This window comes from Vibrio clamense, assembly GCF_050337905.1.
GTDB classification, from domain to species: domain Bacteria; phylum Pseudomonadota; class Gammaproteobacteria; order Enterobacterales; family Vibrionaceae; genus Vibrio; species Vibrio cortegadensis.
The window spans coordinates 57,745-74,056 of record NZ_JAKJTJ010000021.1 but is presented as its reverse complement, the minus strand read 5'-3'; the positions used below and the strand labels follow the sequence as shown (position 1 = coordinate 74,056).

Annotated in this window: 13 protein-coding genes; 5 read left to right on the top strand and 8 right to left on the bottom strand. The window is 41.4% G+C overall.

The window, feature by feature from the left end:
- Positions 1-4 precede the first annotated feature (4 nt).
- A complete protein-coding gene (gene yoaA / locus L4C39_RS08085) occupies positions 5-1,954 on the bottom strand; it encodes a DNA repair helicase YoaA (protein WP_429745317.1) in 1,950 nt (649 codons plus the stop codon).
- 136 nt (positions 1,955-2,090) lie between these two features.
- Positions 2,091-2,288 (bottom strand): hypothetical protein, encoded by a 198-nt coding sequence (locus tag L4C39_RS08080; protein WP_017051330.1) that lies wholly within the window; start codon positions 2,286-2,288, stop codon positions 2,091-2,093.
- A gap of 210 nt (positions 2,289-2,498) precedes the next feature.
- Here L4C39_RS08080 and purU point away from each other — a divergent pair, with 210 nt between their 5' ends.
- Positions 2,499-3,332, top strand: a complete 834-nt coding sequence (gene purU / locus L4C39_RS08075) for a formyltetrahydrofolate deformylase (protein WP_113795851.1) — start codon at positions 2,499-2,501, stop codon at positions 3,330-3,332.
- A 77-nt stretch (positions 3,333-3,409) separates the two neighbouring features.
- Here purU and L4C39_RS08070 read toward each other — a convergent pair whose 3' ends face one another.
- The gene (locus L4C39_RS08070; RefSeq protein WP_429745314.1) at positions 3,410-4,006 is read right to left on the bottom strand and encodes a VOC family protein; all 597 of its coding nucleotides are present in this window, start codon (positions 4,004-4,006) and stop codon (positions 3,410-3,412) included.
- Positions 4,007-4,295: 289 nt separating this feature from the next.
- Here L4C39_RS08070 and argS point away from each other — a divergent pair, with 289 nt between their 5' ends.
- Positions 4,296-6,029 (top strand): arginine--tRNA ligase, encoded by a 1,734-nt coding sequence (gene argS / locus L4C39_RS08065; RefSeq protein ID WP_429745312.1) that lies wholly within the window; start codon positions 4,296-4,298, stop codon positions 6,027-6,029.
- 97 nt (positions 6,030-6,126) lie between these two features.
- Positions 6,127-6,567: an HIT domain-containing protein gene (locus L4C39_RS08060; protein WP_429745522.1), complete on the top strand. Its 441-nt coding sequence runs from the start codon at positions 6,127-6,129 to the stop codon at positions 6,565-6,567.
- Between the two features lie 121 nt (positions 6,568-6,688).
- Here the strand turns inward: L4C39_RS08060 and L4C39_RS08055 are convergent, their stop codons facing one another.
- The 5 genes from L4C39_RS08055 to L4C39_RS08035 form a co-directional block, all read right to left on the bottom strand.
- Positions 6,689-6,919: a FeoC-like transcriptional regulator gene (locus L4C39_RS08055; protein WP_017051335.1), complete on the bottom strand. Its 231-nt coding sequence runs from the start codon at positions 6,917-6,919 to the stop codon at positions 6,689-6,691.
- Positions 6,916-9,189 (bottom strand): Fe(2+) transporter permease subunit FeoB, encoded by a 2,274-nt coding sequence (gene feoB, locus L4C39_RS08050; RefSeq protein WP_429745309.1) that lies wholly within the window; start codon positions 9,187-9,189, stop codon positions 6,916-6,918. The genes L4C39_RS08055 and feoB overlap by 4 nt, the downstream gene beginning before the upstream one ends.
- Complete coding sequence (locus L4C39_RS08045; protein ID WP_017051337.1) at positions 9,189-9,416, bottom strand: FeoA family protein; 228 nt, start codon at positions 9,414-9,416, stop codon at positions 9,189-9,191. Before L4C39_RS08045 ends, feoB begins: the two co-directional genes overlap by 1 nt.
- 654 nt (positions 9,417-10,070) lie before the next feature.
- Positions 10,071-13,451, bottom strand: coding sequence for a helix-turn-helix domain-containing protein (locus L4C39_RS08040; protein ID WP_429745306.1), 3,381 nt, complete (start codon positions 13,449-13,451; stop codon positions 10,071-10,073).
- Between the two features lie 263 nt (positions 13,452-13,714).
- Entirely contained in the window at positions 13,715-14,593 is an 879-nt protein-coding gene (locus L4C39_RS08035; protein WP_429745304.1) for a zinc ABC transporter substrate-binding protein, read from the bottom strand.
- Positions 14,594-14,675: 82 nt separating this feature from the next.
- Between L4C39_RS08035 and znuC the strand changes: the two genes are divergently transcribed.
- Positions 14,676-15,461: a zinc ABC transporter ATP-binding protein ZnuC gene (gene znuC / locus L4C39_RS08030; RefSeq protein WP_017051340.1), complete on the top strand. Its 786-nt coding sequence runs from the start codon at positions 14,676-14,678 to the stop codon at positions 15,459-15,461.
- Positions 15,454-16,239 carry a zinc ABC transporter permease subunit ZnuB gene (znuB, locus tag L4C39_RS08025; RefSeq protein WP_429745301.1) on the top strand — a complete coding sequence of 262 codons (786 nt, stop codon included), beginning with the start codon at positions 15,454-15,456 and terminating at the stop codon, positions 16,237-16,239. Before znuC ends, znuB begins: the two co-directional genes overlap by 8 nt.
- The last annotated feature ends 73 nt before the right edge of the window (positions 16,240-16,312 follow it).

The following is a 16,312-nucleotide window of genomic DNA, read 5'->3' as shown; positions in this document are numbered from 1 at the left end:
CAAGTTATTTATCTGTTATGTCTAAAGTTGTATTTTCAGTGGTGGAGATCTCACTTAAAAAATCTCTTACAACACCTAAATCTCGTGTTCGTGGGATAGGCGGAAGAGAAGCTAGGAAAGTGCCACCATAGTCTCTCGTCACTAATCGATTATCACAAATAATCAAAGCCCCTTGATCGGTTTTATCTCGAATCAATCGCCCAACCCCTTGCTTCAAGGTGATGACGGCATCGGGCAATTGAACCTGTGCAAAAGGCTCCCCACCTTTCAATCGGCAATCTTCAATTCTTGCTTTTAGCAATGGATCATCAGGTGCCGTAAAGGGTAATTTATCGATGATAACACAGCTAAGTGTGTCACCTCTAACATCTATACCTTCCCAAAATGCTCCAGTGGCCACTAACAGTGCATTACCAAGCTCCATGAATTCCGCCAGTGTTTTCTGTTTACTGGTTTCACCTTGCAGCAGAACAGGAATCGTCAGGGTGTCACGGAACCGTTCGCCCAACTCTCGCATCATGCTATGGGAAGTACACAAGAAGAAACAGCGACCTTGGTTCTCTTCAATCAATGGTGCAAGCATTTCAACTAATTTATCGGCAAGCCCTACACTGTTAGGCTCGGGTAAATAACGAGGAACACAGAGCCTCGCCTGTTGCTGATAATCAAAAGGGCTAGGCAGCGAAAGCTGCGCGGTTGGCTTTAATCCAAGGCGCGAGGTGAAGTGACTAAAATCATCAGACACTGCTAACGTCGCTGAGGTAAAAATCCAGCTCCCCTGTTTTAATTCAATCTGCTCATGAAATTTATCGGCAACCGACAGTGGGGTGATATGCAAACTAAAGTGACGTGGCGTGGTATCAAACCAATATGAGTACCCCATAATGGAGACATCACAAGCTCGATTAATTCGGCCTTTTATCGTATTCGCCCGTTCAAAAGCAGTATCAAGCAGTTGGCTTCTACCTAAGGCGATTTTGAGAACATCAACGGCTAGGTCGAGTGCATCTTGCAAGCGTGTCAATTCCCTCGCGACCACTGATGAATTTAACGCTTCACGCCAGTTTCCACGAAAACCCGGTTCACCTAAAACGATACGCAAGTCCATCGCCGATTGAGTAAGCCTGTCACCCACCTTCTGCAATTGACGCATGTCTTTGGCTTCTGTCCGATAGGCTATTTCGATATCTTTTGCCAACTCTTGTACTTGTCGGCTGGAGACAGATTGACCAAAATATTGGCTCGCAATATCTGGAAGTTGATGTGCTTCATCGAAAATAAAAACATCCGCCTCTGGTATCAGTTCACCAAAGCCCGTCTCTTTGATCGCAAGGTCTGCAAGAAATAGGTGATGATTGACCACAACAACATCGGCATCCATCGCATTTTTTCTGGCTTTAAGTACGAAACAGTCGGTGTAGCTAGGGCACTCTTTCCCCAAGCAATTATCATTAGTGGACGTAATGGTAGGAATAATGACGCTATCTTCTGCAATCTCGTCGCAATCACCCAAATCACCGGTTTTGGTTTCGGATACCCAACTCCTCACCTTAACCAATTGAGTTAGCAAAGTAGGATCCGATTCGTTGGTGTGGCTCTCCACCATTTGACGACTAAGGCGATCTAAACACAGATAATTGGAGCGCCCTTTCAGCAGAGCAACTTTGCCGTAAAAGCCGAGTGAGCTCACCATTAAAGGCAAATCACGATGATACAACTGCTCTTGAAGGTTTTTAGACCCTGTGCTGATTATTATTTTCTTACCGCTGAGCAAGGCTGGAGCAAGATAGGCGAATGTTTTTCCGGTCCCCGTTCCAGCTTCTACCACCAGCTGAGTTTGATCTTTAATGGCAGTCGCCACCGCTTCAGCCATGTCCAATTGGGACTGACGAGGTTGAAAACCAGGTATTGCTTTGCCTAGAGCACCACTCTCAGAAAAAGTTTTAGAGATCATAGAAAAATAGCAGCAGGAAATAAAAAGTTGAGGGGATTATGTCAGTTTTAGTGAGCCGGTGCGAATCAGATTGACTCCGCACCGGAAGGTGTTCGTAATTAAAAAAGTATGGTTTACAAAACGATGTGAATCCGCTCTACTTTCGTTTCAAGTAACGTGACAACCAAGCCGGTCCGTCAAAACCACTGTCATCCATCATCGCTTTTGCAGCATCAGAAGGTGAGGCCTTGTTTTCCCACATCTCAGACAACACGGTTTCATCAACTTCATTTTCACCTAACAGTTCGCAGACTCGTTCACTGTATAACTTTCGTGCTAGTAGCTCTTTATCCATAAGTTCCGCCTTAATGCATCATATTAGGAGTATCAGAAACAACAAAACTATCGAAAATAATCCCAAGACAAGCGTTCTGCTTAGATATTTTGTTGAAACTATATTGATAATAGATTAATTATAGCTCTTATATTGCGGCATGCTTCACCGTTCGAAGCGCTTGGAATTAGTTTTTAGTCCAAAAAAAATATTGCATGGAAGTAAGATCAAATGGAAAAAAAAACACTGTTAACCCACTGCTCTGATGCTCCGGGGTTAATCTCAAAAATCACCAATATCTGTTACAAACATCAACTCAATATTATCCATAATAATGAATTCGTTGATAACAGCAGTGGCCACTTCTTTATGCGTACAGAACTGGAAGGATTCTTTAACGATGAAACTTTTCTTGCGGATTTAGATCAAGCCTTACCTCAAAACACTCAAAGAAAGCTGGTTGATTCCTCACGTAAACGTGTCGTTATTCTCGTCACCAAAGAGTCTCACTGCCTAGGTGATATTCTGATGAAGAATTTCGATGGTAGTTTAGATGTAGACATTGCTGCGGTTGTGGGTAACTACGACACGCTTCAATCTCTTACTGAGCGTTTTGATATTCCATACCACTGTGTTTCTCATGAAGGATTAAATCGAGAAGAGCACGAAGATAAAATGTTTGAGGTCATTGATCAGTACAATGCCGATTATTTAGTGTTAGCCAAATATATGCGTATATTGACACCAAGTTTTGTCGAAAAATACAACCACAAAATCATCAATATCCATCATAGCTTTTTGCCAGCCTTTATTGGTGCAAAACCCTACCTACAAGCTTATGAGCGTGGTGTTAAGATCATAGGGGCTACCGCTCACTTCGTAACCAACGATCTAGATGAAGGTCCAATCATTAAGCAAGACGTGATTCCTGTCGATCATAATTTCAACGCTCAAGATATGGCGCGAGCTGGACGCGATGTTGAAAAGAATGTACTGAGCAAAGCCTTAACTAAAGTCGTGAATGATCATGTCTTTGTTTATGGCAATAAGACGGTAATTCTATAATTCGGCGACAACTAAATAAAAAAGGTCGAGACTTACTCTCGACCTTATTTATTGGTTTCTATCTAACTACTGCTGAATTATTCTTGCTCTGACTCCACAACCTTTTTGAGTGAATGTGGATGCAGTTTGATACAAATACCTTGATGCTTAAAAGCGACGGTTGGATTGTTCAAACGTTCGCCTTCTCCCTTAGGGCTCGACAATTTCGTTTTGATGCCTAAATCACCCAACTTATCCCAGTTCAGAGCGAATTGAGGATAGGTCTGTTTCAAATCATCTAAATACTCGTCTGCCGTTTGTGCATGCGATGGAATAACAAACTCCACATGTTCCCAATCTTGCTGCTCGTAGACTTTTCCTTCAGCAGGATATGGCAACTCCAAACTTTCAATACTCCAGCCTAAACTCTTCAGCGGTTGATTGAATTCAAGAACAATAATCGGTCGACCATTTATAATCGCTTCAGAAATCACGTTTCCATGCTCTAACCACGCGTGATGTGCTAACTTAGCGACATGGAACTCATTAATTCTTAACGCAATATGGTCAGATTGAGCAAAGGTTAAGTCAATACCGATCTGTTCTCCCAAATCTGCTATTTTTTGCATGAAGACATCCAGTTTGCCTAGCATTTGATTTGGAGTGAGGCCTAATTCGGATAGATTTCCTGACATGTTTTAACCCATAGTTTTAAATTTAATAAATAGTAACGGCATTTGAATAAATAGCCACTCTCTTGTAAGTATTATCGGACACAATAAATGGCAAAATTTCCTACTATCACCCTGTAAGAAAGGCCATTAAATTGGTATCATTACCGCCATTTTTGTGAACTTAAACAAGAATCATAGTGAATAATTCTCGTCTTGCTCTCCTTTTGTTCCTGCATTTATTGCGTAACAAGTAGTAGTAGACACATTACCGCTATCATTCTTTACCATCCTTGAATTGAAGGGAACGCGTGTGAATATCCAAGCACTGATTAATGACAAAGTATCTAAGGCTCTTGAAGCCGCTGGCGCACCTGCAGGAAGCCCTGCTGCTGTACGTCAATCTGCAAAACCACAATTTGGCGACTACCAAGCGAATGGCGTGATGGGTGTTGCTAAACGACTAGGTACCAATCCTCGAGAATTTGCTCAAAAAGTATTGGATGTTTTGGATCTAGATGGAATCGCAAGTAAAGTTGAGATTGCAGGTCCTGGCTTCCTAAATATTTTCCTAGACGAAGCTTTCTTAGCAAAACAAGCGGAAGCGGCACTTGCTGACGAACGTTTAGGCGTACAACTAGAAGCGACTCAAACTATTGTTGCAGACTATTCTGCGCCAAACGTTGCTAAAGAGATGCACGTTGGTCACTTACGTTCAACGATCATCGGTGATGCGGTTGTTCGTACTCTTGAATTCTTAGGTCACAACGTAATCCGTGCTAACCACATCGGTGACTGGGGAACTCAATTCGGCATGTTGATTGCTAACCTTGAGCGCGTTCAACAAGAGTCTGGCGAAGTTTCAATGGAACTTGCTGACCTTGAAGCTTTCTACCGTGAATCGAAAAAACTTTACGATGAAGACGAAGCATTTGCTCTTAAAGCTCGTGGTTACGTTGTGAAACTACAAAGCGGTGATGAGTACTGCGCAAAAATGTGGAAAAAACTCGTTGACGTTACTATGGTTCAAAACCAACGCAACTATGATCGTCTTAACGTATCTCTAACTCAAGATGATGTGATGGGCGAAAGTAAGTACAACCATATGCTTGCTCCTATCGTTAACGATCTTGTTGAAAAAGGTCTTGCGGTTGATAGCGATGGCGCAAATGTTGTTTACCTAGATAAGTATAAGAACAAAGATGGCGAAGCGATGGGTGTTATCATCCAGAAACGCGACGGTGGCTTCCTATACACTACAACGGATATTGCCTGTGCAAAATACCGTTACGAAACACTAGGTGCAGATCGTGTGCTTTACTTCATCGATTCACGTCAACATCAACACCTGATGCAAGCGTGGGATATCGTTCGCATGGCTGAATACGTACCAGAAGAGGTGACTCTTGAGCATCACGCGTTTGGTATGATGCTAGGTAAAGATGGTCGTCCATTCAAGACTCGTGCTGGTGGTACGGTTCGTCTAGCGGATCTTCTTGATGAAGCTGAAGAACGTGCACAGAAACTGATCGAATCGAAAAACCCTGATCTTGCAAGTGAAGAGAAAGCGAACATTGCTAATACTGTCGCAATGGCTGCGGTTAAGTACGCTGACCTTTCAAAACACCGTACAACGGATTACATTTTTGACTGGGACAACATGCTAGCATTCGAAGGCAATACAGCTCCTTACATGCAGTATGCTTATGCACGTGTTGCTTCTATCTTCGCAAAAGCTGGTCTGTCTATGGATTCACTGTCTGGTGAAATTCTAGCTAAAGAAGACAAAGAGAAAGCTCTCATTGCTAAGCTACTTCAATTCGAAGAAGCGGTTCAATCTGTTGCTCGTGAAGGTCAGCCACATATCATGTGTAGCTACCTATTTGAACTCGCAGGTCAATTCTCTAGTTTCTATGAAGCATGCCCGATTTTGATCGCTGAAGATGAAGCCGTTAAGCAAAGCCGCTTGAAGCTTTCTGCGCTTACCGCTAAAACGATCAAACAAGGTCTATCTCTACTTGGTATCAACACGCTTGACCGCATGTAATTTCCATTAGAATTATTGAAAAGGTTGGCTTAATCGCCAACCTTTTTCTTTTTCTATGTTATAAACAGTGCACGAATCATCGACTGATATTTTGCATATGGACTTTATTCTTCACCCTCAGTTAGCCAAAGATACGACGGTTATTGGCCACTTTCCACTCTGCATCGCATTACTTCATAAAGACAACGCAGTTCCTTGGATCATTCTCGTTCCAAAAAGAAATGAGCTAAAAGAGCTTCACCATTTACCGATGAATGAACAACAGCAGTTTTTAGTTGAATCTCAAACGATCAACCAAACTCTGGAAGTGCTCTTTACTCCAGATAAAATTAATCTTGGTGCTCTGGGTAATATGGTTCCACAGTTACATATTCATCATATCGTGCGTTTCATTTCTGATGTAGCTTGGCCCGGCCCTGTTTGGGGCAATACTCAAGGTGAGTTTAGGTCTGACGATGACCAAGTTTCTCTCTTGAAACAACTGCAAACAAAACTTCAAGACAGCCCTATATTTAGTATTAACGAACCATCGGCATAAGGTGGATTTGGAGCGTTATCTTAAATACGGATAAGAATCTATAATCAAAAACGCCGCATCGATAAAGATGCGGCGTTTTTATTTCTAGCGATAGAAAACTAAAAGTGAACCGTGTTAGCTCTTACATCGTTACGGTTAACGATAGCTCATCACTCTTAATGGTGCTGTAACGAACTCGAGTCACTTTTTTCGCTTTATTGGTATCGATCAAGCGAGATATCTGACCCTTTTTCACCCACACACTCAGCATGGCATCCACACCGTCTTCACTTAAAGTAAACTTTTTTGCCAGTTCATTTCTCGACGCGCTGCCATTTTCGGTGATGTAGTTCTTTAGGTCGGATAAAATCATGCGACTTGTACCTCTAGATTCATTTGTTCTTTACGCCCTTTTCTTTTCATCAACTGATATGCGATAACAGAGACGGCAATCAAGCTGACAACCCAAATAGAGCTTGTCATTGGGTGATCCGCAAAGTGTGCAACTTGGTAGTATAAAGCTGCACCACCGTAACCTAGAGCCATTGTCCACACCGCAATGAAGCGAGCAAAGTTTTGGCCGAACTCACGAACATAAGCCCCCATAGCGGCAACACAAGGTGTGTACAGAAGGATTAAGATTAAGTAAGCAAATGCCGCATGACCACTTACAAAGTGAGACTTCAAGTTACCAAAAATCGATGTATCCACTTCTTGATCTTCCGCGACTGCCGATGAATCACTTAAATCGCCGACTTCAATGCCTAGTGGATCAGAGTAACTTAGACCGGTAAGGTTTTCAGGAATAGACATTACCGCCTCTTCCAAACTACCCATTAAATCAAATTCAGACTCTTCGCTTTCCGCTGACGTGTAAAGGCTGTTCAATGTACCTACAACCGCTTCTTTAGCAAAGATGCCCGTAATAATACCAACCGTTGCTGGCCAGTTATTTTCATTAATACCAATTGGAGTAAAAACAGGAGTGACAACTTGCGCCGCTTTCGACAGTACTGATTTTTCGCTGTCTTCATTACCAAATGAGCCATCAGTACCAATTGAGTTCAAGAAGCTTAGAATCGTCACAACCACAACGATCGTTTTACCAGCACCCAGTACAAAACGGTTCAGCTTTTGCCACGTTTTGATCAGTACATTTTGGATGGTTGGCAGCTCGTAATCTGGCATTTCCATCACCAAGCTATCACTAGAGCCTGGGTATAGTGTGTGTTTCAGCACAACGCCAGTAAGAACAGCAGCAACAATACCTAATACATAAAGAGCAAAAACAATATTTTGACCACTATCAGGGAAGAATGCCGCAGCAAAAAGTGCGTATACCGGCAGTCGAGCACCACAAGACATAAATGGTGCCATAGATGCCGCTAATTTACGCTCGCGCTCTTGGTCTAATGTTCGCGTAGCCATGATTGAAGGTACGTTACAACCAAACCCAAGCACCAACGGTACAAATGCTTTACCTGGCAAGCCGATTTTTTGCATCACTTTATCAAGCACAAATGCCGCACGAGACATGTAACCAGAACTTTCTAAAACGGCTAAGAATAGGTATAGACAACCGATAACAGGAATGAAGGTTGCAACTGTTTGGATACCACCACCAACACCATCAGCGATAAGTGTCACTAACCAAACAGGCAGGTGAGCATCAAGCAAGTAGTGACCGCCATCAACAAGCAGAGCCCCAACGCCAATATCAAAGAAATCAATGAATGCACCACCAATGTTGATGGAAAACATAAACATCAAATACATCACTACGAAGAAGAAAGGTACACCAACCCATTTATTCAGAATGAGGTTATCCGCTTTTTCAGTAAAGCTATGACTTAATTTGCCTTCTGTACGACGTGCCTTCTTACACTGTTCATGTAAGAAAGTGTATTTCACATCAGCAACTTGCAAGTCAATATCTAAATTACAAGCTTCTTGCTGTTGGTTAATCAGTTCACGGTCAGATTGAGAAAGAGGGTTATTAACCAGTAAATCATTTTCTAATGCACGTATAGCTAGAGCGCGAGATGACACTTCTTGGCCAGCAAAAACAGGCGCAATGGTAGCAATGGCACTCTCAAATTCTTGACCATAATCTAAAACAAGCTCTTTCAGCGCAACGCCTTGAACCAGTGCTTTATGTAACTTGTCTTTAAAACGGTTCACTTGCTGTTTGTTATTTGCCGACAACGTGAATACTGGACAGCCAAGCATTTTTTCTAACGCTTTAATATCTAATGTTTGGCGTTCACGCTTTAGTGCATCCATCTTATTCAAAACGACAACCATTGGTCGACCTAGCTCGCGAAGTTGCAAAGTCATGTATAAGCTGCGTTCTAAACAAGTTGCATCAACAACATTAATAATCAAATCCGCTGGGTGGCTAATTACAGCACGAGAAGCAATTGACTCATCAATGCTATTACTGTCATTTCCACTATCTAATGCGTAAATACCCGGCAAGTCAGTTAGCTTAAATTGATCGCCAGAGTGAGCATAACGTCCTGTTTTCTTCTCTACGGTTACACCAGCCCAATTACCAACTTGCTGTTTCGCGCCAGTTAAGCCATTAAACAGTGTCGTTTTACCACTATTTGGATTACCAACCGTTAGTATTTCATACTGCATTATTTTTGCTCCACTAGAATTGCTGCAGCAATATTTTCACGTATTGCTAGAGACACACCACGAACTTCAACTTGAAGCGGATCACCCATCGGTGCTCGACGCACTACCTTGACTAACGTATTTGGAAGCAAGCCCATAACCATTAGCTTTTTTCTTACGTCATTAGATATTTCAGAAAAAGACAGAATACTCGCGCAATCGCCTTCTCTCAGTTGTGATAGTTTCATAGCAGGTCTCAATTATAATTAGGAATGAGAAATATTTTCATTAGCGATAATGATAACCGCGATTCTCCCCACTTTTATTGAGTGAAATCAAAGATTGCAGAAAATCGAACGTAAAAAACGTTAAAAACAAGCTCGTTAAATACGTCAAATTAGAGAGAATTCTGTGGGTAATGAGTCAAAAAAGTAAGTTCAGGTAAAGAACATAAACAAAAAACACTTAAAATACAAAAACTTAAAGTAAGCCTTACAACTTGGCGGTTTTATCGGGTAAACATGTCGTTAATTTTATGAAGGAAATAAGCGCATGGACTTATAGTTAACCACGTCAAGAGGGAAACCTCTAAAGCATTAGATTCCAGAAGTGATATGGGTATCCCATATCCCTCAGGCAGCAAGCGAAGGTGTCATTGGCACCCGTGGCATAGTCCCCCCGACCATGCCACGATCTTTTTTTTCCTTAACCACTACTATTTGATTATCTCTCCTCAAGCTTTCCTCTATACTGTAAGTCTTAGCTATATTTGAATTTCATTTCCCTCAAGGAACTCTCGTGAAACGTAATCGCACGACTAAAAATAGAACCGCACAAAGACGTTTATTTTGGTTTATTCAAAGAAAGGCTCAAGAATAGAAAGGAACATACTCACGATGAAATTATTGACCAGTATGATTCTCGACAAATTTTGATGGAGAAAGGCCAAAGTGGTGTTTGAAACGCAGGCTGAAGTATGATGGGTCATTGAAACCACATTCAAATGCGATGTCAGCTATTTTCTCACCTGCTAACAAGCTTTCACACGCCTTTTCAAGTCGATACTCATTTAAGTAATCTTTAAATGTCCGATCTAAGGCTGCTTTAAAGCGACGTTGTAAACTCCGCTCCGATACAAAAAGCATTTTAGCCGCAGAGGAAGTGCCAAAGTCTGGACTCGAGTAATTTTCACTGATTAAATGCTTCACCGAGTTTATCCATGCTTCTTCTCTTGTCAGTGTATGCGAAGGCACCGCTGAATTTTCTAGATTTATCGCCTTTTCTGGTGGCCCTTGAATTTCAAGCTCAATAATAGGCCACGACATTTCAAGGCGATTCTTAGAGTCAAAGTCATACACAAATAGCTCGCCGCCACTGATAGCAACCGAGGTGGGTAGATTTTCAATACTCAAATCAAAAGTCGACAAGTTCACGATATTGTCTTTGTGTATTGTTGGTTTAAACACTGGAACGGGAGCGCCAAAATCAGTCAATGCAATCACCAGCATCGAATCACTTTCGCTGATTTGAATGCTTAATTCCTGTCCTCGATAGCAACGCTTTAAAACGCTAGAAAAAAGAGTGTTAAACAGAATATCTAAATTAAAATAGTCAATTTGTATGTGCTGGTTCATTGCGCTGTTTTCAACTTTTACGCTTAACCCCGCTTTAATGAACTCTTCACGCCATGCATCGATAACGGCATTTAGTATTTGTAAGAAATTATGCGACTCCCTTTCTCCGCTAACGTTGTCCTTATCATTAAATAGAACATTAAGTAGGTGGATAACATCGCTATATTTCTGAGTGGCCGATTTATCATCCTCTAAGTGAAGACGCGCACCCATTTCTGTTACGCTCCTTTTCGCTGCAACCGCAACATTTCCAACAAGAATATTTCGAACTTGAAATTGCTTCCTTAACTGTTGATTGTTACTTAACAATACCCGGCTCTGATTACGCAATTGATCGGTTTTTAGTAAGACCTTTGCCTTTAGGTTTCTGTTGATTTTCATGATTAAACGAGAACGCCAAAAAATAACTATCGCTACTAATATTCCCATAATGAGGAAAAAGCTAAAAATAGCAAAACTGGTCAAATACCATGGCTTTTGTATCGTAAAATTAAGTGTGGTTAATGATTGAGTATCAGGAATAATTGTTATTGATGGCCTTATTTGTAATTGATACTCACCCGGCAATAAATGAGATAAAGTCAATTGACCACCTTCGAAAGCGATCCAATCATCCTCTAGATTTAACCTGAACTCGAGCAACAATGTCGACGCTTCCGGCAAAATACCAATAAGAAAACTCAACGATGAACCATAAGGAAACTGGTAACCATCTTTTATATTGCCGCCAACCGCAATTGGAGAGTGATCAATATTCACCTGGCTAAAAATGACTGTATTTTTCGGTGCTTTTGATACAAGTAACTCGCGCTCTTTTATCTTAACCAAACCATACTTAGAGCCCAACACCAAGCTAATATCTTGGCCTGGCTCGGACTTATCTGTTGCACAAATCCTTGGTAAAAATTCATTCGTTATCAAACCAGATGGAGAGCCATAGTGCTTAAGCAGATCGGCACTATGGCTGTAGAAACTGAGCCCTTTTGAGCTGCTCATCCACATCCCTCTAGAAGTACTCATTAAGCATTCAGGGCTAATAGTATCTTCAATTAGCGTTACAGGGGTCAGATTTTGATAATGCCTGTCGAAAGTAAATGTTCCATAACTACTTACTACCCAATACTTCCCACCTTTAGCTTGAGTAATATCGATCACTTGGCCAAAAACTTCAGACTCACGATTGAAATAGATTTTTTGTCCCGAATAAGTGTAAACACCATGATCGGTTCCAATAATTAAGTCACCGGTTTTTGTTGGTAATAGGTGAGTTATCTTCGCCGGCAGAAAACTTTCTACAATCCAGTCCTTGCCGAAACTTTTGTATGCGCCGTTCTTAATATTTAACTGTGCTAAACGTCCACGTGAAGAGAACCAGAGGCGTTCATCATCTAGTGCGACTCTATCAATTGATAAAGATTGAAATTCATCCGATAAAAGCTGACGAGTCACTCTTCTACTTTGAATATCAAACCTTAAAAGCCCTTCACCTGTTGCAAGCCATAAGTCACCGTTACCCACAACAAAATCGTTTACCCTCCCACGATATAACAGCTCAGGTTCACCCCCTTTTCGGTGTTGGTAAATACCAGTCGTAGTTGCGACTAAATTACCCAAGCGAGGGTCCTTGGCAATTTTAACCATTGAAGAATCGCTAAAAAGAGAGAGTAACTTTCGTTCTGAAACCCGAGTGAATTTTTTACTATGTAATGAGTAATATCGAATGCCACGATCTGTCGCGATCCACATACCGCCAAGTTCATCATTCAAGAGGGCATAAATTTTATCACCTAACAAAGAGAAGCTGTCTTGTGAACTGGACGTCACCTTGCGAACAACCCCAGTCAGCAATGAGTAGACGAATAGTCCGTGCTCTGTGCCAATCCAATACTCTTGGTTCGTTTCCGCAAACGACAAAACATGCGAATCACCAATGAATGGGCCAATTTTGCTTGGGGCGTTGAGATCAATAATGAGCGCACCACGTAAAGTGCCAATTAATAGCTCTCGGCGGCTAGATGAGAAGTATATTTTTTCTGTGAAGTTCTTTTTCGAATTGGCGATGTGAGTAAATTGAGCACCATCCGAAAGATATGATCCAGAGGTCGTTGCTAATACCCATTTAGATAAAACACGCTGTGCATCATTGATATAGACATAACTACTCTGATTATGTTTATACAGTTCAAGTAAAGAGTAGGTCTCTATTTCACTTGTAGTGACATCATAAGTATAGAAATTAGAGTCATCACTGACCCAAATATAATTGTTTGATGAGCCAATTTTTCTAATTTCAGAGCCGGGCTCTAAGCTAAAGATAAGCTCTTTTTTCTGACTAGGGTAACTCCGGTAGACTTCATTATCAGCAAAGCTCCAGAAACTGTCATTTAAATAAGCTAGCTGATCACCTACGGAGTCAAGTAGGCTACCATTTCGTGGCAGTAAGTGACGCCCATCATAAAATAAAACGTTGCTGTGTACATCTTGAACCCATATTCCACCATTACTACTCAAATGTAAGTTTTTTGCAGCCAAAAACTTCCCTTCAGATTGAATAGGTAATGGGTAAAATATTGAAGGTGAATGCTCTTCTGCTAGCCCATTGAATGCGATACTAGCAATAAGAAGTACTCGTAAACAGTAGCTCAGCAAGCGCTATCCTTAAGTAATAATCAAATTAAAATATATACCTCAAAGGCACTTTAATAAAATGATAAATCACCATTCTGTGCCAATAACGACACATATAGTAGCTGATTTTTATTTTAAGGGGAATGTGACGGTAAGCGGTTGATCAAATTTAATTTTTTAATCTCGAATATTTATATTAAATAGAGAAAAGTCAGCTAAGACACATAATAGTTTTGTATTTATCATGTGCCTTGTTCGTTAATATGGCCTTAGTCAATTAAAGCTTAACGTTGCAAGCATGAAGAGTAACTGTTCGCCATCCCTTTGATAAACTCAAAATAAGCACCATCTTTAGCCTCGATTTGAGAGCCAACAGGATCAAGAATACCAATCGTCACATTCGTTCCTCGAGTCACTGATTCAATGACAGCAGGCGTAAATTGTGGTTCAGAGAAGACACATTGGATATCATTTTTTCTGAGGGCTTTACGTATTTTAATTAACGTTTTAGCGCCTGGCTTACGGTCTGGACTCACGGTAAAGTGGCCTAAGTTATTAAGCTCAAACTCTTGTTCAAAATAGCCATAAGCGTCATGAAATACATAATAGCCTTCCGTTTTGACCGGAGCCAGTATCGCCGACACGTCCGCTTCTGTTGCTAGCAAACGTTGGCTAAAGTCATTCAGATTCTTTTGATATAAGCTTTGGTTCTTGCTGTCACTTTGAATCAATCTTGCTGTAATCGCTTCTGCTACCTGAAGCGATGGCTTTAAACCAAGCCAAAAATGTGGATCATGACTGCCATGATCGTGGCCAGCATGACTTTCGTGACCTCCCCCAAACTCTCTCAGTGGCAGCCCTTTAATTTCGCTAATGGTCAGTACATTTTTTTGACTGCTGATCACTTTGCTTAAAAACGGTTCAAGTTCAGGACCAAACCAAACAATAAGACCTGCATTATTGATTTTTTTTACATCCGACGGTTTAAGCGCATAGTCATGAGGAGATGCATTGGAACTTAAAATAACATCTGGCTCTACGACTCCCTTTGTCAGCTCATGGGTGATCATTTGTATCGGTTTAATACTGGTTAGAATTGTCGATGCCCATGCTGCTGAAGGTAAACACAAAGCAACGAGAACAAGATAAGTAAATCGGAACATAAAGCCTCAAATGGAAACAGTAGCGTGGGTAAGTCATAAATGTTACATTATAACATTAGTTAATTGCAAATGAGTTCTATTCATGTCGACGTTAGTCAAACTGAACAACGTAAGTGTCGATTTTGGTGAGAAGCGCGTGCTAGACAGCATCAACCTGACTCTCGAAAAGGGTAAAATCACCACACTTATTGGCCCTAATGGTGCTGGTAAATCTACCTTAGTCAAAGTTATTTTAGGTTTACATAACCAATACGATGGCTCTATCAACAGACTAAAATCACTCAAAATTGGCTATGTTCCCCAGAAACTAAAACTTAACGACTCGCTACCGCTCGATGTAAAACGTTTTCTTAAGATGTCAGGCAAGTTTTCAGCCCAAGAGTTGACTGAAGCACTACGTTTAGTTGGTGGTGAACACTTAATGCACAACAACATGCATCAGCTCTCTGGCGGTGAAAACCAACGTGTTTTAATTGCCCGTTCATTACTAAGAAGACCCGATTTATTGGTGCTCGACGAGCCAGCTCAAGGCGTTGATATTCAGGGGCAAATTGATCTCTATAATCTGATCGACGCGATCAGGCATCGCTTTGGATGTAGTGTCTTTATGGTCTCCCATGATCTACACCTTGTGATGGCAAAAACGGACAATGTCATCTGTCTTCATCATCATATCTGTTGTTCAGGTGCGCCCGCTGATATTACACAGCACCCTTCATATATCGCATTATTTGGTTCAGCGACTAAGGAGTCGTTGGCTTTTTATCATCACCAACATGATCACCACCACCATGATCTTTCTGGTCAGGCGGTAAAAGGTGACGCCGATTCTTGTTCTCACCACAGCCACGGACATCGTCATGATTGAGTTTCTACTTCCTTCTATCCTCGCAGGCCTTGGTATTGCAGTGATTGCGGGACCATTGGGTTCATTTGTCGTGTGGCGAAAGATGGCCTACTTCGGCGATACTCTTGCACACGCTTCACTTATGGGGCTTGCGTTAGGTTTTTTATTAGATATTAATTTGTATTTAGCACTATTAGTTTGCTGCTTAGGCTTAGCGGTTTTACTCGTCACATTACAAAAACAAAAACTTGTCGCGACTGATACTCTACTCGGCATTCTTGCACATAGTTCTTTATCACTGGGTTTAGTTGCAGTCAGCTTTTTAGACAATGTTCGAGTTGATTTAATGAGCTATTTATTTGGTGATTTACTCGCTGTATCGCCAGCGGATCTTGGCTTCATCTATCTTGGCGTACTCACGGTTAGTTGCATCTTATTCATCTTCTGGCGTCCACTGCTCTCCACAACGGTAAGTGAAGATTTAGCCGCCGTTGAAGGCATTAACATTGATTTGATGCGTTTAATTTTGATGTTATTGGTCGGTGTGGTAATCGCGATTGGAATGAAGTTTGTCGGCGCACTAATCATGACGTCACTACTGATTATTCCAGCAGCAACGGCAAGAAAGTTTGCGAGAACGCCAGAACAGATGGCTGGCATCGCTTCACTCATCGGCGCGGTAGCTGTTTTAGCCGGGTTAAGTTTGTCTTGGCACTTTGATACCCCGGCAGGTCCTTCAGTCGTCATCAGTGCAACAGCAATGTTCATGCTCAGCCAATTAGTAAAAGTTAAAAACTAGCCACTCTGTTTTTTTAGTTTTAGATAAACAAAAACCCCGAGCCACAAAGCTCGGGGTTTATATTATTTATTCA

Bases quoted from the DNA above. Each gene is read 5' to 3' on its own strand.
- L4C39_RS08055 (WP_017051335.1), bottom strand. From the start codon at position 6,919: ATGATTTTATCCGACCTAAAGAACTACATCACCGAAAATGGCAGCGCG.
- L4C39_RS08035 (WP_429745304.1), bottom strand. From the start codon at position 14,593: ATGTTCCGATTTACTTATCTTGTTCTCGTTGCTTTGTGTTTACCTTCA.
- L4C39_RS08045 (WP_017051337.1), bottom strand. From the start codon at position 9,416: ATGAAACTATCACAACTGAGAGAAGGCGATTGCGCGAGTATTCTGTCT.
- yoaA (WP_429745317.1), bottom strand. From the start codon at position 1,954: ATGATCTCTAAAACTTTTTCTGAGAGTGGTGCTCTAGGCAAAGCAATA.
- L4C39_RS08080 (WP_017051330.1), bottom strand. From the start codon at position 2,288: ATGGATAAAGAGCTACTAGCACGAAAGTTATACAGTGAACGAGTCTGC.
- feoB (WP_429745309.1), bottom strand. From the start codon at position 9,189: ATGCAGTATGAAATACTAACGGTTGGTAATCCAAATAGTGGTAAAACG.
- znuC (WP_017051340.1), top strand. From the start codon at position 14,676: ATGTCGACGTTAGTCAAACTGAACAACGTAAGTGTCGATTTTGGTGAG.
- L4C39_RS08070 (WP_429745314.1), bottom strand. From the start codon at position 4,006: ATGTCAGGAAATCTATCCGAATTAGGCCTCACTCCAAATCAAATGCTA.
- L4C39_RS08060 (WP_429745522.1), top strand. From the start codon at position 6,127: ATGGACTTTATTCTTCACCCTCAGTTAGCCAAAGATACGACGGTTATT.
- znuB (WP_429745301.1), top strand. From the start codon at position 15,454: ATGATTGAGTTTCTACTTCCTTCTATCCTCGCAGGCCTTGGTATTGCA.
- purU (WP_113795851.1), top strand. From the start codon at position 2,499: ATGGAAAAAAAAACACTGTTAACCCACTGCTCTGATGCTCCGGGGTTA.